Here is a 22,382-nt window from a genome sequence, read left to right as displayed (position 1 = left end):
CACCTTGTGAACAATCCTGACCTCATGATCCGTCCGTAAGTGACGGTCTTTCAGTGAGATCGGCGAATCACTTTCCCAGCCTACTTCTTGCTCTATAGAGATAGATGGCCAGCCCCAAAGGCTGATACAGGAGGGCACCCATGAACGACCAGTTGTCACAGATGGTTCCGGATCCCTGGCAGAGCCTCTTCCACTTCCTCACGATTCCGCTTTCCTGGATTCCGGAGATGCAGCGCAGCCTGATGGATTTTGTGCTTTCTTCCGCAACAGGCTGGTTGGCCGGTATCTATTATCTGTTGCTCTTGTTTCCTGTCTTGCTGTGGATTGGAGCCGTGTGGTGCACACATCTCACGCTCTACACGCTGCCGTTTCGCTCCGGCCGGATCGAGCTCATGAGAATGTTGTTGCTGGCCTGGTGGGACACTGCCTTTGCCATCTGGATGTATTGGGTCGGCCTCGCACGATTCCTCATGGTCGTCGTCGGCTGGCTCTTCACGCTGGGACGACTCGCGCTCAACCTGGCCGCGGAGGCCATGAAGCAGCTTGTGGTCCTCCCCTTCAAGATGACCGGCCAGATGACCCAGAGCTATTTTCAGCCTGGCGTGCCCTGGATCGCGTTCCTCTTGCTGATCTTCTGGTGTCTCTTGGAGGCCACGATCTTCACGTACACGTTGATGCCGACAGTGACGGAAGTCTTGGCTGGCATCACCGGTTCGGACGCCTCAGTCATGACCGGGACAATCCTCTACTTCTTTCTCTTCCTGCTCATCATGGGCAGCTTCGCTTGTATCCAAGTGCTCGCCGATGCAGTCAAGAACCATGAATACAAATTTCTGGTGCAAATGCTGCTCGTCGAACTGTTCGTGATGATTTTCGAAGTCATGTTTCTTTATCGGGAACTGGTGGACGCCATCACGCCCTGGATTGCCCAGCAGACCGGCGAACAGTTTCGCCTTGGGATCGGCTTTACCCTCTCGCTGGCGACCTTCGGCTGGGTCGGTGTCCGCGGCATGACCTGGTTCTTATTCGGCCAATACGGCACGCCGCCGCTCCTGTCTTTCATCTCTCGGCAGCCCATGCATCAGGCAATGGCGCAGGGAGACGTGGGCGCCATTCCGGCGGAGCCACCGGTTTGGTGGCGGGCACCGCTTGATGATTTCAAGCGAGAGGTCGGCTGGCTGCACGACAAAGCCAGTGAACTCATGGAGTACTTAATGCTCCCGATTCTCCATGTCGCTGCCGCTTTGCTGAACTTCGCGATGATTCTCGTCACGGGCAAACCTGTCTTCGGCATTCCCTTCAAAAGCCTGAAGGATGTCGTCGAGACCAGAGAACTCCTGCCCACCGTCCGGTGGCAACCGAAGAAGGTGACGTCATGACCCGTCGAGCGGTAGCCCCCATTGCTTGCGCGTTCGCGGGCCTCCTTCTTCTGGGCACGATCGCCGGTTGCACGCAGGAATCAGCCGAGGTCCGTCGGCCTCACACGACGCTCTTTATCGGCGTAGATGCGAGCGGCTCGTTCAAGAATTCAGGTTACTATGACAATGCACTGTCGTTCCTTGCCCACTACATCTACGGGCATCTTAACGAACTGGGTGGCCTGGATAAACCGCAAGCCATGTTCGTCGCCAGTGTGGGCGGCAAGGACCTTCGAGAACCCAAGACGTTCCATCCCATCCATGATCTCGAGAACAAAGACGTTTCACAGATCGAAGCGGAGCTTCGCAAATGGTTTCCACCGACCGATCGGGTGACGGACTTCAATCCCTTCTTCCAAGAGGTGGCTCGAATCACCAAGGAGCGTAATCTGGTACTGGCGCCGATCAATGTCGTCGTCATCACGGATGGTGTGCCGGACGCCACGGTAAGCGGCACCTCGGCCGGTTCACAGGCGCTGTATGAGAAAATCAACCTCAAGCCGCTCGAGTACCTGTCCCGGAATGTCACGCTTCGTCTGGCATACGTGAGTCCGAAAGTCGGCGAGCAATGGCGCGCGCATGTTCCGCGCGAGCGTGTGCGTTTGTGGACGGTTGATGGCGAAGTGATGAAAAATTGGAAAGAGAAGATGCAGCCGAACCTCGATTTGGCCGAGCAAGATCGGTTCTGGAAGTGGCTGCGAGATAACGTGGACTATCGTGTTCGCTCAAGTAAGGTCTAATCCCCTTCGAGTTCGTTGAATACTCTCCCGCCTCAGGACTCTGCTACAATGCCGCCGCATGGAAGAGAACCTGACGTTTCTTGACCCGCGCGGCCATAAGGTAGCTGCGATCTTTTCGACTCCGGACGTTCCGACACACCGTGCGGTTGTCCTCTGTCACGGCTTTCTGTCTACAAAGAACAGTACGACGAACAAGACGTTGACCAGATTGCTCAACGATCATGGGCTCGCAACATTTCGTTTCGATTTTTTCGGACAAGGAGAGAGCGAGGGATTGTTCGAAGCTCTCACCACGACACTCGCGATCGAACAAGCCATGACTGCGGTCGATCACGTGATTGCGAAAGGGTTCCCACGGATCGGCCTGGTCGGCTCGAGCTTTGGAGGACTCGTGTCGATCCTCACCGCGTCTCAACGCAAGGACCTGCTTTGTTTGGCCTTGAAATGCCCCGTGGTGGATTTCGCGGAAGAACTCCGCTTAGAATTCGGCCGAGACGAAATGGCACGCTGGCAGGCCACCGACTTGATTCCGAACATTATGGGTGGTCCCGAGCGAATCAGACTGCGATACGGTTTCTATGAGGATTGCCTCCGTCAGATCGCCTATGGGCCGGCTGAACGAATTACGGCCCCGACCCTCATCGTGCAAGGCGACCAGGATGAGTTCGTTCCACTTCACCAGAGCCAGCGGCTCTTGGATGTGCTACCTGTCCCCAAGCGTTTGGATCTGTTGCCGGGAGCAGACCATCAATTCACGGGAGGGGAGGACTTTCGAACCATGACGACCTCGATCGTCGAGTGGCTCGTCAGACACGTGAACTGAATAGGGCGGAAACGCTCTGATCTGGAGTCCATGCAGGCAGAAAGCACTCAGCATACGTTGACCGTCCTGTACCCGTTGTACAAGGAGGAAGTGTACCGTCGACGCGAGCAGATGATGAAGCTGACGGCTTGGGGCGCTACCGGAATCCTTACGATGCTGTTCGCGATCTTGCTCGGCCCCTACAAAACGCAGCTCACGACTTCTGAAACCTGGCTGATCGGCTTCGCGGCATTGATCTGGTCAGGCCTCTTCTGCTCTCTCATTGCGCAACAACGATATCGACATCGTTTGGCGAAGCAGATTCTCATTCAACTTGAACGCGCGCTGGGCTTCTATGAGAACGGCTTGTTTGTGGAACATCAAGCGTTATATCCCGAAGAGTGGCAGACCGCTTGGTTGGGAGACAAGAGCACCATCCTCTATTTCGCTTGCCTTTGCATCTTGACGGGCTTGATCGTACTCTCCCTCCTTGCGCATTAGTCTGTTGCTTCTTCCCACCAGCTCACATCACAAAGTGAAGTTCTTCTGGCGTATTAAGGTTATCCCTCAGACAATATGCGCAGTGCTGATATACTTGGTCGGCATGGCGATGCCGAGCGTTAGGATGTTGGCCGGTATACGGGTCCCGTCCGATGGAAACCCAGCGGTCATTGCGCTACTTCCAGCAAATCCTCTGGACGATATGTTTGTCGGTAGGACTGCTTGCTGTCGTATTGACACCCACGCTATACGCCGCTGACCAGGATAACGGACACCGCCATAGTTTGCTCCATCGTCCGACCACCGGGACGGTACCGCCACTCTCCTCGACTCAGGGTGTGATTGTGTCCGGAAGCGATGCGCAACCTCCCCCGGTCCAGAATTCAGTTGCACGCCCACAGAACCCTTCGCCTTCCACACCACCCACGCCTTCTCCTCACCATAAACTAACGAAACGTCCAGGCGTCGCAGCCGTGACACCCGTTCCTTCTTCGTCAGCGACACAACCGCTAACTGCAAATCAAAAGGCCGGAGTCCAAAGTACGGCCGCCTCGACTACCACTTCAAACGCCACTTCAGGACTTGGCGAAGGACCTGTTGTGAAACCGTCGTCGACGCTCCCAGGGGTCATGTCCGCCACAGCGACTCCCCCAACAGCTGCAACTCGACTTTCGTCTTCATCACTCGCGAATTCGTCCACCATGAGTTCAAGCTCCGTGGTCAACGCATCATCAGGAACTGCCACAGCTCCTGTGATAACCGGATCCCGATCTGCAGCGAATCTGCTTCAGAACCCGGCGATCACAAGTTTGCTACAACCTCCGGCCCCGACTGTCACAAGCCCCCCTCCTTCATCTCCACCGGCGCCGGCGCCGGCACCGCCACCTCCACCTTCGTCATCCACCCCTCCACCACCTTCATCGGCCATCGGTAGCGCCACACTCTTGTGGAACGCGAATAGTGACTCGGATCTAGCCGGATATAAGGTGTATGTCGGCACCCAGTCCGGTCTGTACACGTTTCCTGGCTCGCCCTTCACGATCGGGACCGTCACCTCCTATACAATTCTCAATCTGCCTGCCGGTCAGACCTACTTCTTCGCCCTCTCGGCGTACGACACCTATGGCAACGAAAGTCCGCTGTCCAATGAAGTCAGCAAGAGCATCTACTAACAGCTGCTGAAACCGCCTTCGCTCTCACCCACCCACCCTGGGTGCGCCGAGACGCACCCTGACCCAGGCTTCGTTCTCGGTCGTCCACCTCTCCTTGCAACGTACCCACCCCGAGCTGTCATGACAGCTCGGGGTGGGCGGCTGCGAAGGGCACGCTTCAGTCGCCGGACTCCCTGCTGCCTTGTTGGAAGGCGGTTTGAACAGCCGGAAAACTCACTCGGTGAGGAATGACGGGGATAGAGGCGTGGTATTGTCGCTCGTGGAGTTTTCTACTCTCAGCTGTCAGCGCTTTTCTTTAGCTATTTCGCGCAGCGGAAACCCGTATAGCTATTGCGCGTCTCGGGAGGAAGTTTGAATCGCCCATATGTGAGGAGGTACTTCGGCAGGTCAGACCATGAGCCTCCGCGCAAAACTTTGAACTGACCCTGCTCCGGTCCTTGCGGATTCCGTTCCGGCGACGTCTCGTAATAGTTCGCGGCATACCAATCTTGCGTCCATTCCCACACATTCCCGGCCATCTGATAGAGACCATACGGACTCTTCCCTTGTTCGAAGGAACGCACCGGCATGAGGACTTGGTTGTAGCTGAATCGCGCACCCAGGGCAAAATTTGCGAGCGTGCTCGTCGGCGCCTGATTGCCCCATGGATGGAGCCGCCCATCTGTCCCTCTCGCCGCCTTCTCCCATTGGGCTTCGGTCGGGAGCCGCTTTCCTCTCCAACGGCAATAGGCGTCAGCATCTCCCCAATCGACACCGATCACCGGCCGGTCGCCATGCTGGGCCAAATCTACGGTGTGCCATTGCCACGGTTCTGACCGATTCGTAGCTGAGAGAAAGAGAGCGTACTGGGCGGTCGATACCTCATAGAGATCCATTGCGAACGCGCCGAGCCACACGCGATGCAGCGGTCGCTCATCTTCCAACGCCTGCGTCCCGTCAAATCCCATGGAGAAAACTCCCTCGGAAATTTCGACCATCGGTGTCTCACGAACTGACGTCGGTTCGAGTGTCTTTGATTTTCTAAGTCGATCGAGCTGGGCGTGGCCGAACGTCACCCATGCGAATACAGTGAGAAGGGACACCGCCGTAACCAGCAAGGACAGACAACTTCTCACCGACATTAATAAATAACGCCTCCCACGACCCAATGACGGTCATCCGGCAGATCAATCAACAGGCGTGTCAGGTTCATGCGCGCCAATTGCGTCGTGACTTCGTCCTCCGTGAATGCCGCGAGGAGAGAGTTGTAAAAATCCCGGCGAAGGATCTCAGATTCTCCGGCTGCATAGCGATCCACGATCGCCTGTGCTTCTTCCGGGGAGTCAGGTCTCAGCAAATCCATCACGAGCACCGGGGAGCCCGGCTTGACCAATCGGCGTAACTTATTCCAGAACTGCAAGGGATTCGACAGATGGTGCAAGAGACTGTTAGAAATCGCGGCATCTGCTTGATTCGCACCGGCGGTGTCTTGAAACCGCTCGCACCGCACGATGATACGTTCGGATAAACCAGCTCGTTGCACGGCCTGCTCAGCCAATTGCACCATCGGCGCCGAAGCATCGATGGCTGTAACACGACAGGTCGGCAAGGTACGGGCGAATCGAATAGGAATATCGCCGGGACCACAGCCCAAATCAAGCACATGGCCCTCCGAAAAATCGGGGAAGTACTCGCGGAAGCGATCCACGAATCCCTGGTTCTCTTGCGAGAAATCCGCCGCTCCATAGGCCTTCGCCTGCTCTGGATCATCCATCAATTCGGGTTCAAGAACACGATCCATCATATTGCAAACCTCGTAAGAGCGTATGGCCTATAGCGTATGGCACGAGCAGGATGGCAGTAGGCTCCTCGCATCGCTTGTGCCTTACGCTATACGCTATTTGCTCTTTTCTCGAATCGTCACCACATCCCCCGGTCGCACAATTCCTCCTTCCAACACTTTGGCATAGACTCGGCTCCATCCCGGATTCTTCTTGTGCGAGATGCGAGAGAAATCGCCCTCGAGAAACCAGCGGGCGTTGAGGTCGCACGGAGCCGTATAGCTCTTGATCTCGAGTCTGACATGAGGACCGATGGTCAGCACGAGACCCGGTATCATGTTGTCCCATTCCATTCCTGCAAGCGTCAGATTTTCTCCTGCCGAGCCGGGCTCGATTGAATGGCCCTCATCCTGCAGCCGCTCGATCACCTCCAAGGAGTATAAACAGACGGCTCGATCTGCCCCGCCATGCACCTTGTGATTTCGCTGACGGTCGCCTTCCACGCCGGCTGTCGTAATCCTCGCTTCCAGAATCGGCATCTTCGGGACACCGCCATCGGACACACTAATCTGATGCACGTGCGGATAGGGTGGCCGACCTGTCTCAGTCATATCCCCTCACAACTTTGAGCAGCCTGGAACTCCAACACTACCCATCCTTCTCGTTCCCGTGTCTCAGTGCGATACATTCCCGCGCTTGAAAAAGTTTGCACAAGCTCCCGCTGGTGATCGACAAGGACGCCGGAGACAAGCAACCGCGCCCCGTGCTCAACATAGGATGCAAGATGATCCCGGCACAGCGTGAGGGTCGCCTGATCCAAATTGGCCAGGACGATGTCCGGTGGCGGAACGAGAATGGTTGTCTGCTTGCTGAGATCTCCCGTCTCTAACCGAAGCTCCGTACCAAAATGATTGTCTTGTGCATAGCCTCGAGCACATTCAATGGCCACAGGATCAGAATCGATGCCCACGGCCTTCGCAGCACCGAACCGCAATGCAGCCATGGCGAGGATCCCGCTCCCAGTCCCCACATCGAGCACCGATTCCCCGCCGTCAATAATCTCTTCCAGCCACTCTAGTAACAGAGAGGTCGTCGCATGGTGCCCCGTTCCAAACGCCTGTTTCGGATCGAGCCCAATCTCGATGTCATCTGGTTGCAACTGCACCGACTCCCAACTCGGCCGGATAATCAGACGACGCCCCACTCGAATCGGCTTGACCAGCTCCGTCCACCGACGGTTCCAGTCTTGAGTCTGTAACGGCTCGACCTGTACGGCCTGCTCGGATCGACTGTCCGGATCGAGTGCGAACAAGACCTGTCGCAACCGACCGAAGACCTCGCTCCCCCAGCTGTGTCTGGGCCAGTAGACATGCACTGTGTCATTGTCTTCCCAACTCCCCTGCACGGACGGATCATCCAACATTGCCAGCAACTCGGCAGCGTCGATCGAGGTGCGAATCCTGACGTCCACCCATTCCTGCCCGGTCATGGTCTACCTCGGTTGACGGCTCGTCGGCCTTCCAGTAAGGTTCGTGCCATGCCCGCCCACGAGCAATCCGACAACATCCCATCGACGAGAGAGCGCTCACTGACTCGCGGGATTGGACGAATCGACCGTCTGCTAACCCGCGGTACTGCGGCGAGCGCTATTTTCACACGCTGGCGTTTCATCCTCTTCGTCGCAGGACTGCTCTGTACCATCACTCTGTACAAGATGGATTGGTATCGAACCGGCAATGGATCGTTCATCGCGTTTGTCGGTCTCTTTGTGATCGTCGCGTCGTATCATAACAGGCTCGAACAGCGGATTCATCGGCTCCGCCTGTGGAAACAGATCAAGCTTCAGCACCGCGCGCGTCTGCTTTTGAACTGGGACGACATCCCGGCACGAACCTCGGTTGCGCCAGCACACCACCTATATGCCAAGGATTTGGATCTGGTCGGAAACCACTCGTTGCTGCATTTGATCGACACCACGGTCTCATCCAATGGACAGGCCAGACTTGAAAGCTGGTTGCTGAACCAGCCACCCTCGCTCGACCAGTGGACTCCTCGGCGCCGATTGATTCGAGAGCTCACGGCCCAGTCCTTACTCCGAGATCGACTGGTGCTCGAGGCCCGGCTTGTCGGTGAAGAGGAAATCAACGGACGCCGTCTCGAAGCCGTGCTCCAGCACCATATAGGAATCCCTCACCTGACTGCGATCTTGGCGGTCCAAACTCTTCTGGCCGCCACCACCATCACTCTTGGTCTCAGTGCCTTGCTTGGATGGCTCCCGGGGTACTCGCTCTGGTCCTTTGCCATTTATGCCCTCATCTATCTGCAGACCGATCAAGGAGAGGAACTGTTGGAGCACGCGGTCGGGTTACACCACGAACTTGAGAAATTCGGTACTGTGCTGGCGTATGTGGAACGGTATGCGCATCGTCACGGCTCGGCACTCGCAAGTGTCTGGATGCCTTTACTCTCCGACACAGCGAATCCACCGAAGCTTGTTCGGCGTGCGGCGCGAACCCTCCACGCGGTCAGTGTCAAAGCTCATCCTCTTGTGCACCTGCTGGTCAACGCACTCTGTCCTTGGGATCTGTGGTGGATGAAACAATTGCAACAGATTCAAAAACGAGTCAGCTCACTCCTTCCGACTTGGCTGGATCGACTGGCCGAAGTCGAGGCAGCTGCAGCACTTGCTACCTTTGCCGACCTCCATCCGACCTATGCCTGGCCGACTCCGCAAGCAATTGCATCGGCCGGAAATGGAGCAGAAGCAACAATGACCGCAGAGGCCCTCGGCCATCCTCTCATTCCTGCTGGGCGAAGGGTGACGAATGAGTTTGCGCTCCGTGGCATCGGCCATATGCAGCTCATCACCGGCTCGAACATGTCTGGGAAGAGCACGTTCCTCAGAACGCTGGGAATTAACCTCTGCCTGGCCCAGGCCGGCGGACCCGTGTGTGCGAGCCGCTTTGAGTGGACCTGGAGTCGCGTAGCCTGTTGCATCCGGGTGGACGATTCGCTGGAGGCAGGACTCTCGTTCTTCTATGCGGAGGTCAAACGGCTCAAGTCGATTCTCGACGCAACACACAACGGCGCGGCGCCTCCACTCCTGTTCCTCATCGATGAAATTTTCAAAGGGACGAACAACCGCGAGCGCTTGATCGGGAGCCGCGCGTTTATCCAGTCTCTTGCGACAGGGAACGGGCTAGGTCTCGTCACGACCCACGACCTCGAACTCACCGACCTGGACAAGACGGTACCGCACCTGACCAACAGCCACTTCAGGGAAACGGTCGTCGCCGGCGCGCTCGAGTTCGATTACAAGCTACGCCCCGGCCCTTGCCCGACGACGAATGCGCTCCGGATTATGGCACTGGAAGGTCTGCCTATTCCCTCGACATCCCCAAATGAGGCACACTAAGACCTACGCATGACAGCTTCAACTGATCCCCAAGCTCGCTCCAACTCGCATCCTCTTCGTGGCCTGTTGATCGCCCAGTTTTGCGGCGCGTTTAACGACAACGCGTGGAAGTTGATGGTGGCTTTGCTGGGCATCAGACAATTGGCTGCCACCATGGCTCCCGGTTCTGACTTCGAGACGGCCTCACAGACCCACACAACCTTGGCCTTCGTCGTCTTTACACTTCCTCTCGCATTGGTTTCCATCGTGGCCGGCGTGCTGGCCGATCGCGTCAGCAAACGCACCGTCATCATCATGATGAAGTCGGTAGAAGTTCTCTTGATGATCGCGGCTACCATCGCGCTCTGGATCAATCCAGCCGGCGGTGTCTTGCCGTTGATTGTCCTTGGGGGTATGGGTGTCCACAGCGCACTCTTCAGTCCCGCTAAGTATGGGATTCTCGCCGAGCTACTCACACATGAACGATTGGCTGAAGGCAATGGTCGCTTGGAGATGTGGACTTTTCTCGCAATCCTGACGGGGACCGCCGCGCCAGGCGTCTTGCTCTCCGTCACGGGTTCCTCATTGTGGCTCGCTCCGTTGACGCTCGTCATTCTTTCGTTCGTGGGCTTCACCGCCGCCTGGACAATTCCGCATGTTCCCCCGGCACGAACCGAAGGCGGCCTTCTCGATACGTTGCATGGAGCATGGTCAGCGCTCGCCGCGGATCGCCTGCTGCGCCTGGCCGTCATAGGCGCGGTCTTCTTCTGGACCATCGCCAGCCTCTTCGCGCAAAACATCCTTGTCTATGCCAAGGCCGTGTTGAATGTCTCCGACTGGCAATCAGGTTTGCCGCTCATGCTGCTGTCGATCGGGATCGGCATCGGCGCACGACTCGTCGGCTGGCTCTCACAATCGCGAGTCGAGTACGGCCTGATCCCGTTGGGCGCCATCGGCGTGGCAGCCATGTTGCTTTCCCTCGGTTTGGGGTCACCCCAGTTGACCGGGACCCTGATCCTCATGGTCGTGTTGGGCATGGCGAGTGCCCTGATCTTCGTCCCGCTGAACGCGCTTATCCAGTGGCGGGCACCGGTCGAGCGGCGAGGCTCCGTCATCGCCTTTGAAAACATCTGCGTCTTTACCGGAATTCTCTTTGGCTCCTTAAGCGCCGGCGCCCTGGCAAGTGCGGGCCTGTCGACCACCGGTATTTTTGCCACGACGGCACTCGTCACTCTGGCCGGGACCGCCTGGGCCCTTCGACTGCTGCCGGATGCCCTCCTGCGAGTGCTCTTGGTGCTCGCAACGAACTCGGTCTATCGCTTGCGGATCGTGGGAGAGGAACATATTCCGAAGTCCGGTGGCGCGCTGCTGGTGCCGAATCACGTCTCATTCATCGATGGTTTTCTGTTGATCGCAAGCCTGGATCGCCCGGTGCGATTCGTGGTCGACGCCCAATATGCCGAGCATCCCCTGCTCAAACCCTTCATGAAGATGCTCCGAGTGATCTCGATATCCTCGCATGAGGGACTGCGCGTGATCTTGCGCGCACTCCGTGACGCCGGAACCGCGATTGACAAAGGTGAGGTCGTTTGCATCTTCCCGGAAGGGCAGATCACCCGAACGGGAACTTTATTGCCATTCCGGCGCGGGTTCGAGCGCATCATGAAAGGCAAGTCGGCGCCGGTCATCCCCGTTCATTTGGATCGTCTCTGGGGAAGCCTCTTTAGCTTCGAGCGAGGCCGATTTCTCTGGAAGTGGCCTGAGCAGATTCCCTATCCCGTGACCGTGTCCTTCGGCGCACCCCTTCCGCCGGAAACTTCAGCGGCCGAACTGCGACAGGCGATTCGTGCGCTCGGCGAGGCAGCATGGGCTCTACGAAAACGAGACTGCAGGCCCCTGCACCGGCAGTTCATCCGTTCAATGCGACGGCAGCCATTTCGATTCGCCATGGCGGACCACACTCGCCCACAGGTGTCTTCACTGCAAGCCCTCATCGGGTCCATCGCCCTCGCAAGAGCTCTTCGGCCCTATTGGCTGGACCAACGTCACGTCGGCCTCCTCCTCCCTCCCACCGTTGCAGGAGCATTGGTAAACGTGGCCGCTCCACTCTGCGGGAGAACCAGCGTCAATCTGAACTACACGGTCGGGAAATCCGGTCTCGAGGCGGCCGTGCGGCTCGCCAGCCTCCGCACCATCGTGACGAGCCGGACGTTTGTGGAAAAGGCCAAGCTGGAACTGCCGGATGGACCAGCGATTATTTGGCTTGAAGATCTGGGCAAGACCATCGGTGCGGGACAGAAGTTTGTCGCCGCCCTATTGGCACTCTGTGCTCCGGCACGAATCATCGAATGGGCCTGTGGCCAAACGACCCCACTGACAATGGATGATCTCGCGACGATCATCTTTAGCAGCGGCAGCACCGGGGAACCGAAGGGTGTCATGCTGTCTCACTTCAGCGTCGACTCGAATCAGCGGGCTGCATCGCAGGTGCTTCATCTGTTTTGCACGGATCGTGTCCTCGGCATCCTTCCATTCTTTCATTCTTTCGGCTATCTGGTCTTTTGGCTCGTGTGCAGTCACCGGGTCGGCATCGTTTTCCATCCGTCGCCGCTCGACGTCGCCGCAATCGGCGAACTGGTGCGCCGTTATCAGGTCACTTTTCTTGTGACCACACCGACCTTTCTCCAACTCTATCAGCGCCGATGTACACCGGAACAATTTAGTTCGCTTCGCATCGTCATCACAGGTGCGGAGAAGCTTCCGGCGAGAGTCGCTCAGGGGTTTCAAGACCAGTTTGGAATCGAGCCGGTTGAGGGCTACGGGGTGACCGAATGCGCTCCCGTGATTGCCGTCAACTGCCCGGACTATCGCGCAGCCGGATACTATCAACCGGCGTCGCGGCGCGGCACCGTGGGACAGCCGCTCCCCGGCGTCTCGGTCCAGATCGTCGATCCGGACAGCTTCACCCCGTTGCCGCCCGGCTCGCCCGGTATGTTGCTCGTCCGAGGTCCCAATGTCATGAACGGCTACCTGGGGCGCGAGGATCTCACAGCCAAGGCCATGCACGATGGCTGGTACATCACCGGCGACATTGCCATGCTGGACGACGACGGCTTTCTCAGCATCACCGATCGGCTATCTCGCTTTTCCAAAATCGGCGGCGAAATGGTTCCCCACGGCACCGTCGAGGAAGCCCTGCAGCAAGCCGCCGGGGCCGACATGCAGGCCTTTGCCGTCACCGGTGTTCCAGACGAACGAAAAGGGGAACAACTTGCCGTCCTCCACACCCTCGACGAAGCACGCATTCCAGATATCCTCGGCAAACTCGCCCTAAACGGACTTCCCAACCTCTTCATCCCTCCCCGTGGAAACTTCCTTAGAGTAGACGCCTTGCCGATACTCGGCACCGGCAAGATGGATTTGCGCAAGCTCAAGCAGATTGCGATGGAACGTCTCGCAAATCACTGACCGCTCCTGACCGCCTAGCGACCGTTCGACAAAATGTACTTTTGGCTTGGAATCATGGCGCAACATGTTAGGTTCATTCACAAATATAGGAATGCTCATATACCCATGCCGAGCATCTACCAGCTCAAACCAGCTTTCCAGAATGTTCTGCGTCCGTTGACCCGCGGACTCGCCGCGGGGCACGTCACGGCGAACCAAGTCACTCTGGCCGCGCTAGCGCTGTCCTGTCTCGTGGGGGGAATCATTGTCTGGTCTCCGCATCGCCATACGCTACTCCTGCTTGTTCCACTCACATTGTTTGTCAGAATGGCGTTGAACGCGATCGACGGGATGCTGGCGCGTGAGCACGGTATGAAGAGCCGCCTTGGTGCCATCCTCAACGAGTTGGGCGACGTGATTTCTGATGCGGTCCTCTATCTTCCCTTGGCCCTGGGTACAGGCCTCGATCCCTGGCTGGTCGTAGGCGTTGTCGTGCTGGGCATCATCGTGGAAATGACCGGCGTGGTTGCTGTCCAGATCGGTGCCTCGCGTAATTATGCCGGTCCGATTGGGAAAAGCGACCGGGCCTTTCTGTTCGGGCTCATCGCGCTGCTGCTGGGTCTTGGTGTCGAACCTGGCTTCTGGTGCACAGTTCTGTTGGGCCTGGGAGCGCTGCTTTCTATTGTCACGATCGTCAATCGCGCTCGTCAGGCTCTCGGGGAGGTGTCTTGATGTTCGCACACCTTCAACCTCCGGTCATGTGGGCGCTCAGTGGCATCATCGGCATCCTGATAGTCGCTTCAACGATCACTGTCATTCTGAAACGACTCCATCCTGAAAACGCCTATCTTGAGTTGACGCAGCGGGTTTATTCCTGGTGGGTCATGATCGGAATCTTTGCGGCAGCAATCCTCCTGAGCCGCAGCACATCCATCATCTTTTTTGCCTTTGTGAGTTTCCTCGCACTGAAAGAATATCTCTCGCTGATTCCGACACGTCGAGCGGACCGCCGCGTGCTGTTCTGGGCCTATGCCGCCATCCCAATTCAGTATCTATGGGTGCATATGGATTGGTATGGCATGTTTATTATCTTCATTCCGGTATATCTGTTCTTACTGCTGCCGATGCGTATGGTGATCATCGGTGAAACAAAGGAGTTTCTGCGCGCCGCCGGCACCGTACATTGGGGGCTCATGACGACGGTGTTCAGCGTGAGTCATGCCGCGTTTCTCCTGGTTCTTCCCGAGGATCGAAACCCGACGGCCGGTGGCGCAGGGCTCGTTCTCTTCCTCGTCTTTCTCACGCAGTTTAATGATGTGGCTCAGTACGTGTGGGGGAAGCTCACGGGACGCCATAAAATCATTCCCAAGGTCAGCCCAAACAAGACGTGGGAAGGATTCATCGGCGGCCTGGCGACTACTGTCTCCCTGGCCTCGCTCCTGGCCTCGTACCTGACGCCACTGAGTCTCGTGGAGTCAGCACTTGCCGGACTGCTCATCGGTTGCAGCGGTTTCATCGGCGACGTGACAATCTCAGCTCTCAAACGAGATCTTGGCGTGAAGGATAGCGGAAGCCTTCTCCCCGGACACGGCGGGATTCTTGACCGAATCGACAGCTTAACGTACACCGCGCCGTTATTCTTTCATTATGTCTACTACCTGCATTACTGAGGAGTCTTTGTGCTTCAACAACTCTTTTTTCTCTTATTCGTTCGCCCATTGGTACTTATCGTGCTCGGTTTGAACGTGCGCCACCGTGAACGGCTCCCGCAAGAAGGACCGGCTATCATTGTCTCCAACCACAACAGCCACCTGGATACGCTTGTCCTCATGACTCTTTTGCCATGGGGTATGCTGGGCTCAATCCGCCCGGTCGCAGCAAGAGATTACTTTTTCAGCGATCCGCTGCTTGCTTGGTTTGCCGTGAAGATCATGCACATCATCCCATTAGAGCGGCAAAGTACAGACAAGCATGTGGACCCATTGACCTCCTCTTCCGATGCCCTTCGAAACGGGGAAATCTTGATCCTTTTTCCTGAAGGGTCGCGAGGAACACCTGAACAAATGGGCTCATTCAAGACCGGCGTTGCCCACCTGGCTAAACGCCATCCAGATATTCCGATTACGCCGATCTTCCTTCATGGCCTCGGAAAGGTACTACCTAAAGGAGAGGCTGTTCTCGTTCCATTCTTTTGCGACGTTTTCGTCGCGCCACCGCTACGATGGACTGGTGATCGCCAAGGCTTCATGTCGGAGCTCGAACAGTCGATCAAAGCCCTAGCGAACGAAGGCCATATCCCTGCGTGGGAGTAGAACTGACCTCACGCGAGCCGCTGAGCATGAGACTTAACACGCACCAAAGGAGGTATCGAGAATGAAGTCCAACCTGGCAGAGCAGACGCCTCATACGTTCGAACCCACTGACCATTGGATGACCACGTGGGATGGGACGAAGTTGTTCTATCGTGCTTGGCTACCTGGTACCCCGCCCAAACAGGCAGTGGTCCTCTTTCACCGCGGCCACGAACACTCCGGCCGTTTTCAAGAATTAGCGGAACATCTTGCTCTGGCCAACACTGCAATCTTTGCATAGGACGCCCGAGGTCACGGCCGTTCACCAGGCGAACGAGGTTACGCGCCGGACTTTTCCTGCCTCGTTAAAGATGCCGATAGTTTTGTAGGACACATTAGCGAATCCTATCGAGTTCCTATCGAAAACATCGGTGTTGTAGCCCAAAGCGTGGGGAGTGTGATAGTCGCTGCATGGGTCCATGATTATGCCCCACCTATCCGAGCCATGGTCCTGGCGGTCCCCGCCTTCCGAGTCAAGCTGTACATACCTTTTGCCATCCCCGCGCCTCGTCTTTTGCAGTGGGTGCGCGGGAAGTGCTTCGTTAAAAGCTATGTTAAAGCCAGGCTTTTGACGCACGACGAGGAGCAGGCCCGTCGATACGCCGAGGATCCTCTTATCGAGCGGGGCATCGCCGTAAATATTCTCCTTGGCCTCCGAGACGCGTCGACACGGATCGTGGCTGATGCCGGAGCCATTCGTACTCCTACGCTGGTATTCGTCGCCGGTTCCGATTGGGTCGTTGAGCAAGGCGTGCAAAGACAATTCTTCGGTCGCCTTTCTTCAGCGGTGAAGGAAATTTGTCCTCTCCCTGGCTTCTACCATGATGTCTTCCATGAAACGGACCGCCACATCCCATTCTCGAAAACTCGAGAATTCCTCGAGAAAGCTTTTGAAACACGTCGTCACCGTGAACCACTGGTTGCCGCTCACCGCAGTTCTTACACGCGGACAGAATATGAGGAGCTCTCCAAGCCTTTGTCTATCCTCTCGCCGCGCCATTGGAATTTTGTCGTTCAGAAGCTTGTCATGCAGACAATAGGCCGGCTGAGCGAAGGAGTCCGCATCGGGTGGCAGACAGGTTTTGACTCTGGAGAGTCTCTGAACTATGTCTACCAGAATCAAGCCCATGGACTGACTCCTCTCGGCCGCCTCTTCGATCGCCTTTATTTGGATAGCATCGGATGGAGAGGAATTCGCCAGCGCAAGGTACATCTTGAGCACACTCTGCATGTAGCGATCCAGAAGTTGGCTCAATCCGGCAAAGCGATCCACATTGTGGACATTGCTTCGGGGCCCGGCCGCTACTTGCTCGATACAATACGGGCACATGCTGACATCCACTTCACTGCCTTGCTGCGAGATCGATCGGCCAATGGTCTCGCCGTCGGACGTCAACTGGCTGAACAACTGGGCATTTGTACCGTCCGATATGAGGAAGGAGACGCGTTTGACCAGCACTCCTTGGCGACGTTGTCGCCACGCCCCCATATCGCCATCGTGTCCGGTTTGTATAAATTATTTTCTGACAACAATTTGATCATGAAATCGCTTAAGGGCCTGTCCAGCGTTATTGAACCGGGCGGTTACTTGATCTACACGAACCAACCATGGCACCCCCAGGTCGAAATGATCGCGCGGGTGCTGGTCAACCGAGACAAGCAGCCATGGGTTATGCGACGGCGCACACAGGAAGAAATGGATGATCTGGTCCGAGCGGCGGGATTCGAGAAGCTATCCATGGAAATCGACGATTTCGGGATTTTTACCGTCTCACTGGCACGGAAGTGTTCTGGCACATGACGGAGAACAGTTCGACGGAAACGCGTCCGCTTCACACAGCCTTTCTCTGGCTGCTGTTTCTCGGACCGTTCTTTTTCCTGATGTATGGCACATCAAATTGGTTCACATCGCTCCGCCCGGAGGTGGGCAGCTACTACTTTGAGTGGGAACAGTACATTCCGTTTGTTCCCTTGATGATCATCCCATACATGTCCACCGACATGATGTTGGCGGGAGCATTATTCCTGTGCCGGACACGCGAGGAACTACGCACGCTAGCGTTCCGATTTACCCTCGCCATATGCATATCGACTGCCGGGTTTCTCCTGTTTCCCTTGCGCTTCGCCTTTCCTCGCCCTCCAGTAGACGGTCTCCTCGGCTCTATATTCAAATTTCTGACGTCATTCGATCAACCGTTCAACCAAGCCCCTTCGCTCCATATCAGCTTGTTAATCATCCAATGGATGGTCTATGCAAAACATACAAGAGGCTGGCTCAGGCGACTTATACATATTTGGTGCGCACTCATCGGAGTCTCAACAGTTCTGACATTCCAACATCACATCATTGATCTCTACACCGGCGTCACAGTTGCCATGTTTACGTACTATATGTTTCCGGATCAGGCTAGGGGAACCTTCATGAGAAGCCGTCTCACGACAATCGTGACGACTCCCTCCGTCTTCAGGCACGATCTGATACTGTACTATGCGAGCGGGTTCGCCGCGCTATTCGGACTCGCTTGGCTCTACTGGCAACCTCTTCATTTTCTCCTCTGGCCCGCAGCTGCTCTCGGACTGATTGCTGTCGCTTATACTGCGACTGGCACCGCAGTTTTCCTGAAATTCGAGGGACATCTCAGCCTCTGCAGTCGCCTTGCGCTCGCGCCATTTCTTCTGGGCTCGTACCTGTCGTATCGGCTCTATACCAAAAACACTAGTCCCTACGATCAGGTGATTCCCGGGCTTTGGATCGGAAGGAAGTTGACTGATTCCGAGGCCAAGCTCGCCGTCAGGGCAAGTGTGAGCGCAGTTGTCGATCTGACCGCGGAATTTGATGAAGCAACGCCTTTTCTGAAGCTACCATACTGCAATATTCAGATTATGGACTTGACGCCAGTCTCTGCAAATGATTTGGATCACGCAGTCACCTTCATCCGCGAGCAGATTCGCAAAGGCCCTGTATTAGTACACTGTGCTCTTGGCTACTCCCGCAGCGCGGCGGTGATCGCCGCCTACCTTTTGGCCGAGGGACATGCGCATAGCATTCCCGCCGCCGAACACATAATTCGCCGAGCGCGTCCCCAGATCGTTTTATCGAGCCAACAACGGATGGCGCTTGAACAGTATCGACACATCGTCAGCCCTTCACCGGATATAAGGCGGATGGCGTCATGAGTCCAGCCTCTATTCCCTCGGTCCAACGGACTCGAGAATACACCTGTGGGGAGATAGCAAGAGGTTCGTTCTTGGCGCTATTTGAAAGCGGAATCCACATTAATCGCCTCAGCACCGGCACCTTAGCCTTAACGGCCGTGACTGCTGTCGCGACAGTCATCTTCAAACCGATGAATCCTAACTCTCCACATCCGCCCTCCTTTTGGTTGCCGACAATAGGATTCATGTCCGCTTCTTTCCTCTTTGCGATCCTGCAACAATACCTTGCACTTCGTGTTGGGATCGACTTACATATCTTTCGTAATCTGCACGCGCAGTCATTGCAATGGAAGGCAGAGGCAGACCGAGGAGAACCTGGAAGCTGGGAAAATAGTGTGCCGGAAGAGATCCTTGCCGAAGCTATTCATGCTATCAAAGACGCCACCCCCTCAGTGCTGATGCAACGGTCTGAACAGACTGCCAAGACGAACAATTACCTCGATCCGTATCGACGGACGGCTCGGCTTTATTACAAGCAGGCGACTTACGCCATATGCCAACTGGTCACCTATTGGTTGTACTTGGTCTGTTTAATACTCCCGAGTTAGTCTGAAGACGGGGAATCCGTTAATACATCCAGTATCCAGTAGCAGCAACCTGCACATTCACTCACTTGTGCGGAAAGATGGGGAATGGAAAACGTGGCTCAGAAAATCTTGATCGACTGCCACGTGCATCTCGCCGCCCTGCCGGATGGAGATAACGGTTGTTACATCTCGCCAAAGATGCTGCAGAGCCTGTTGTTTCGATTTCTTTTGTGGAAACACGAGCTGGCCCCGGATCGCCCCCGGGAGGCCAATCAGAAATATCTCGATGATCTCCTCATCGAACTGCGCGCATCTCGCCACATTCAGAAAGCCGTTCTGCTCGGCATGGATGGAGTATACGATCAGAAGGGCCAGCTCGATCAGACGCACACGGACTTTCTCATCAGCAACGATTACGTCCTCAACACTGCCAAGACCTACCCGAAGGAATTCCTGGCTGGCGTCTCGATCAATCCGCAGCGACACGATGCGATCGACGAGGTCCATCGCTGTGCCGATGCCGGAGCGGTTCTCGTGAAAGTCCTGCCGAATGCCCAACAGTTCAATCCGGCTGATCCACGATACAAACCGTTCTATCGCACGTTGGTCGAACGGAAGCTCCCGTTCCTCAGTCATGTCGGTTATGAATTCAGCCTGATCGGCAAGGACCAATCCATGGGTGATCCGGATCGGTTGCAATTGGCTCTGGACGAGGGTGTAACGGTCATCGCAGCCCATGCTTGCAGCTACGGGTTGATGCTGTACGAGAAATTTCTCCCGACGTTTCATGATTTCGCAAAACGCTATCCGCATTTCTATGCCGACATCTCAGCGCTCACGCTGCCGAACCGTTTCAAAACGCTGCTTCATCTCCGCCGGCATCCGGAAGTGCACGACCGGCTTCTCTTCGGCACGGATTATCCTCTCTCAGTGTTTCATCTGCCCGCCTGGGGGCGTGTGCCGCTCGGCACGCTTCGTGACATGGCTCGTACAAAGAACCGGTTTGACCGTCAAGTGGCAGTCTGCCGAGGCTTGGGGCTCGGCTTCCGGTCGCTTGGCGACATTGTCGCGCAATCCAGGACACAGCGAGGATAGGTGAAAATGGATCGTGACCAGATTCTCGCCAGCTTGCGCGAAAGGATTCTGGCGTTCGCGACATCACGAGTATCAAGGGACCACGCGGAAGATGTCACGCAAGAGGTGCTCGCGGTTCTGCATGAGAAATACTCCCATGTGGTCGAACTGACCGATCTGGTTCCTCTCGCTTTCCAGGTCCTCCGGTTCAAAATGCTGGACGCTCACCGCAAGTCACTCCGCCGAGGCGAGTATAATCAGGAATCAGTTGAGGCGATCCCATTGGCCGATCCCGGCGACGATCCGGCCCGGCAACTGGAACGTAAGCAGACGGTCGAGCGGTTGCTTCAGACGATGAGTCAGCTCGGCGAACGCTGTCGTGAACTGTTCAAATGGAAGCTGGAAGGCAGAAGTTTCCCGGAGATTCAGAAGCTGATGGGCCAGAGCTCCGTGAATACGATATATACCTGGGATCTGCGATGCAGAAGGCAGCTGCTCAGTCTGATGGGTGGCTCATGGGAGTGAGATGGGAAGATCTGAGTGCTGACTGCTGAGTAGTCAGCGCTTCACGAGATACGTTTCACGAACGACGAGCGACAAAGAGAATGTCTGAACACAAACTGGAAAAACTGTTGGGCGGCTTCGCGGCAGATACGCTGACGGCTGAGGAACGTCAGCTGCTCTATTCCGCTGCCTTGCAAGACCAACAATTGTTCAACGCCCTGGCCGACGAACAGACCCTGAAGGAATTGCTGGCCGATCCAACCGTGCGCCGCAAACTGTTGCAATCGTTGAAGCAACCCATCCCTTCGGCCGCAGGCGAGGCATTCTCTTGGTTCGATTGGTTCAAGCGACCGGCCGGCCTTGCCTTCGCAGGAGGCCTTGTCGCTGCTGTCTTCGCCGTCGTCCTTGGTACCAAGATCTATCAGGACAGCCTTAAGCAATCAGCGAACTCGGTTGTGACCGAAAAGGAGAAGCCCATTGCTCCACCGTCGCAACCGGCCGATGACAAGATCGAGCTCAAGGCGAAGAAAGATGCACAGCCTGAACACACTGCCAAGAGAGAGCGTGCGGCCACGCTACCTCCGCTCCAAGAACGGCAGGCTTCAGGCCTGGCGCGGTACCAGGTCACACAACGGTCCAAACAACAGGAAGCGCCCAACTCATCTGAAGCCCCGACGGTATCGCCAGGCAAGGCAACAGAGGAAGTGCCAGCCTCGGCCGACCAGAAGCTGTCCAGGCAGAGTTCTGCGCCAGCAGCCGAATCTCCGGAACCGGCGAAAATGGAAGCCCCAGCAGGCATCGCCCCTCCTGCAGCTGGTGCCTCGACAACCAGCGCCCGCGCACTCTTCTACGCTGGTCAAGCGGCACGTTTGGATCAGAGGGCTGGCACTTCTGAAAAGAATCAAAACCTGAAAGCCTTTTCAGAGTCAGCGCCCCAAGCCAATCGACCGGAACGGAAGCGAGACCGGTTCGCGGCCGTGGGCAAGATCGCACAATTCATGCCGCTTGGATTACGTTACAGTTTCGTCGTCCGTGGAACCGATGGACAAGATCGAGAGGTCGATACGGCAATTGCGTCGAAAGGGACGGAGTCAACGCGTCTCACTGTCGAACCCAACCAGGACGCCTATCTTCAGATCCTCAAGACCGTCGGCAGTGCCCCCGCTCAAGTCTTCTATCCGCACAGCGGCGGCGAGTCTTCCTTGCGAATCACAGCCGGCACACGACATGAGATTCCCCTTCCTGCGCTCACGCAAGGCGAAACCACCACACTCACGATTCGGTTATCTCGGAAATCAGTGCAGGAGGCTCGAACCGAGGAAGCAGATTCAGCAGGCAGATTTTCTTCGAATCAACTCGTTGAATCCATCACACCCGGCGGACCAACCGGTGTGCAGGAACAGGCTACCTACGTCGTCACTACTGACCCTTCCCTCGACGCTCAGATCACAACCGACATTCTCTTCGGGCGGTAAC

Annotated in this window: 22 protein-coding genes and 1 pseudogene; 17 read left to right on the top strand and 6 right to left on the bottom strand. The window is 56.4% G+C overall.

The window, feature by feature from the left end:
* The first annotated feature begins 140 nt into the window (after window positions 1-140).
* Genes VEI50_16800 through VEI50_16785 form a run of 4 tightly spaced genes read left to right on the top strand, consistent with a single transcriptional unit; the run spans window position 141 to window position 3,461 of the window.
* Window positions 141-1,379, top strand: a complete 1,239-nt coding sequence (locus VEI50_16800; protein HXX76791.1) for a hypothetical protein — start codon at window positions 141-143, stop codon at window positions 1,377-1,379.
* Window positions 1,376-2,158, top strand: a complete 783-nt coding sequence (locus VEI50_16795) for a hypothetical protein (GenBank protein ID HXX76790.1) — start codon at window positions 1,376-1,378, stop codon at window positions 2,156-2,158. The genes VEI50_16800 and VEI50_16795 overlap by 4 nt, the downstream gene beginning before the upstream one ends.
* A gap of 58 nt (window positions 2,159-2,216) precedes the next feature.
* Window positions 2,217-2,981 carry an alpha/beta fold hydrolase gene (locus tag VEI50_16790; GenBank protein HXX76789.1) on the top strand — a complete coding sequence of 255 codons (765 nt, stop codon included), beginning with the start codon at window positions 2,217-2,219 and terminating at the stop codon, window positions 2,979-2,981.
* 30 nt (window positions 2,982-3,011) lie between these two features.
* On the top strand, window positions 3,012-3,461 hold the full coding sequence (locus tag VEI50_16785; GenBank protein HXX76788.1) for a hypothetical protein: 450 nt from the start codon (window positions 3,012-3,014) through the stop codon (window positions 3,459-3,461).
* A gap of 520 nt (window positions 3,462-3,981) precedes the next feature.
* On the opposite strand, the gene VEI50_16780 is transcribed toward VEI50_16785, so the two are convergent.
* Both VEI50_16780 and VEI50_16775 read right to left on the bottom strand, forming a co-directional pair.
* Window positions 3,982-4,206 carry a hypothetical protein gene (locus VEI50_16780; GenBank protein ID HXX76787.1) on the bottom strand — a complete coding sequence of 75 codons (225 nt, stop codon included), beginning with the start codon at window positions 4,204-4,206 and terminating at the stop codon, window positions 3,982-3,984.
* A gap of 42 nt (window positions 4,207-4,248) precedes the next feature.
* Entirely contained in the window at window positions 4,249-4,389 is a 141-nt protein-coding gene (locus tag VEI50_16775; protein ID HXX76786.1) for a hypothetical protein, read from the bottom strand.
* A gap of 16 nt (window positions 4,390-4,405) precedes the next feature.
* On the opposite strand from VEI50_16775, the gene VEI50_16770 reads away from it, so the two are divergent.
* The gene (locus tag VEI50_16770) at window positions 4,406-4,633 is read left to right on the top strand and encodes a hypothetical protein (protein HXX76785.1); all 228 of its coding nucleotides are present in this window, start codon (window positions 4,406-4,408) and stop codon (window positions 4,631-4,633) included.
* A 299-nt stretch (window positions 4,634-4,932) separates the two neighbouring features.
* Here VEI50_16770 and VEI50_16765 read toward each other — a convergent pair whose 3' ends face one another.
* The 4 genes from VEI50_16765 to VEI50_16750 form a co-directional block, all read right to left on the bottom strand.
* Complete coding sequence (locus VEI50_16765) at window positions 4,933-5,754, bottom strand: formylglycine-generating enzyme family protein (protein ID HXX76784.1); 822 nt, start codon at window positions 5,752-5,754, stop codon at window positions 4,933-4,935.
* A complete protein-coding gene (locus VEI50_16760; GenBank protein ID HXX76783.1) occupies window positions 5,754-6,416 on the bottom strand; it encodes a class I SAM-dependent methyltransferase in 663 nt (220 codons plus the stop codon). The genes VEI50_16765 and VEI50_16760 overlap by 1 nt, the downstream gene beginning before the upstream one ends.
* A gap of 93 nt (window positions 6,417-6,509) precedes the next feature.
* Window positions 6,510-7,004, bottom strand: a complete 495-nt coding sequence (locus VEI50_16755) for an MOSC domain-containing protein (protein ID HXX76782.1) — start codon at window positions 7,002-7,004, stop codon at window positions 6,510-6,512.
* Complete coding sequence (locus VEI50_16750; protein HXX76781.1) at window positions 7,001-7,882, bottom strand: 50S ribosomal protein L11 methyltransferase; 882 nt, start codon at window positions 7,880-7,882, stop codon at window positions 7,001-7,003. The genes VEI50_16755 and VEI50_16750 overlap by 4 nt, the downstream gene beginning before the upstream one ends.
* Window positions 7,883-7,930: 48 nt before the next feature.
* Here VEI50_16750 and VEI50_16745 point away from each other — a divergent pair, with 48 nt between their 5' ends.
* The 12 genes and pseudogenes from VEI50_16745 (at window position 7,931) to VEI50_16690 (ending at window position 22,381) form a co-directional block, all read left to right on the top strand.
* Window positions 7,931-9,808, top strand: coding sequence for a hypothetical protein (locus tag VEI50_16745; protein HXX76780.1), 1,878 nt, complete (start codon window positions 7,931-7,933; stop codon window positions 9,806-9,808).
* Between the two features lie 9 nt (window positions 9,809-9,817).
* Complete coding sequence (locus tag VEI50_16740) at window positions 9,818-13,255, top strand: acyl-[ACP]--phospholipid O-acyltransferase (GenBank protein HXX76779.1); 3,438 nt, start codon at window positions 9,818-9,820, stop codon at window positions 13,253-13,255.
* A 105-nt stretch (window positions 13,256-13,360) separates the two neighbouring features.
* The gene (locus tag VEI50_16735; protein ID HXX76778.1) at window positions 13,361-13,966 is read left to right on the top strand and encodes a CDP-alcohol phosphatidyltransferase family protein; all 606 of its coding nucleotides are present in this window, start codon (window positions 13,361-13,363) and stop codon (window positions 13,964-13,966) included.
* Window positions 13,966-14,904, top strand: a complete 939-nt coding sequence (locus VEI50_16730) for a phosphatidate cytidylyltransferase (GenBank protein ID HXX76777.1) — start codon at window positions 13,966-13,968, stop codon at window positions 14,902-14,904. The genes VEI50_16735 and VEI50_16730 overlap by 1 nt, the downstream gene beginning before the upstream one ends.
* A 9-nt stretch (window positions 14,905-14,913) precedes the next feature.
* Window positions 14,914-15,546, top strand: coding sequence for a lysophospholipid acyltransferase family protein (locus VEI50_16725; GenBank protein ID HXX76776.1), 633 nt, complete (start codon window positions 14,914-14,916; stop codon window positions 15,544-15,546).
* Between the two features lie 61 nt (window positions 15,547-15,607).
* Window positions 15,608-16,417, top strand: a pseudogene (locus VEI50_16720) (alpha/beta hydrolase).
* An 18-nt stretch (window positions 16,418-16,435) separates the two neighbouring features.
* The gene (locus VEI50_16715; protein ID HXX76775.1) at window positions 16,436-17,386 is read left to right on the top strand and encodes a class I SAM-dependent methyltransferase family protein; all 951 of its coding nucleotides are present in this window, start codon (window positions 16,436-16,438) and stop codon (window positions 17,384-17,386) included.
* On the top strand, window positions 17,383-18,762 hold the full coding sequence (locus VEI50_16710; GenBank protein HXX76774.1) for a phosphatase PAP2/dual specificity phosphatase family protein: 1,380 nt from the start codon (window positions 17,383-17,385) through the stop codon (window positions 18,760-18,762). The genes VEI50_16715 and VEI50_16710 overlap by 4 nt, the downstream gene beginning before the upstream one ends.
* Window positions 18,759-19,349 carry a hypothetical protein gene (locus VEI50_16705; protein HXX76773.1) on the top strand — a complete coding sequence of 197 codons (591 nt, stop codon included), beginning with the start codon at window positions 18,759-18,761 and terminating at the stop codon, window positions 19,347-19,349. Before VEI50_16710 ends, VEI50_16705 begins: the two co-directional genes overlap by 4 nt.
* 84 nt (window positions 19,350-19,433) lie before the next feature.
* Window positions 19,434-20,423 (top strand): amidohydrolase family protein, encoded by a 990-nt coding sequence (locus VEI50_16700; GenBank protein HXX76772.1) that lies wholly within the window; start codon window positions 19,434-19,436, stop codon window positions 20,421-20,423.
* Window positions 20,424-20,429: 6 nt separating this feature from the next.
* Window positions 20,430-20,927: a sigma-70 family RNA polymerase sigma factor gene (locus VEI50_16695; GenBank protein ID HXX76771.1), complete on the top strand. Its 498-nt coding sequence runs from the start codon at window positions 20,430-20,432 to the stop codon at window positions 20,925-20,927.
* An 80-nt stretch (window positions 20,928-21,007) separates the two neighbouring features.
* On the top strand, window positions 21,008-22,381 hold the full coding sequence (locus VEI50_16690; GenBank protein ID HXX76770.1) for a hypothetical protein: 1,374 nt from the start codon (window positions 21,008-21,010) through the stop codon (window positions 22,379-22,381).
* The last annotated feature ends 1 nt before the right edge of the window (window position 22,382 follow it).

Source organism: Nitrospiraceae bacterium, from assembly GCA_035623075.1.
Classification (GTDB): Bacteria; Nitrospirota; Nitrospiria; order Nitrospirales; family Nitrospiraceae; genus DASPUC01.
This window is presented reverse-complemented; position numbering and strand designations above follow the sequence as displayed.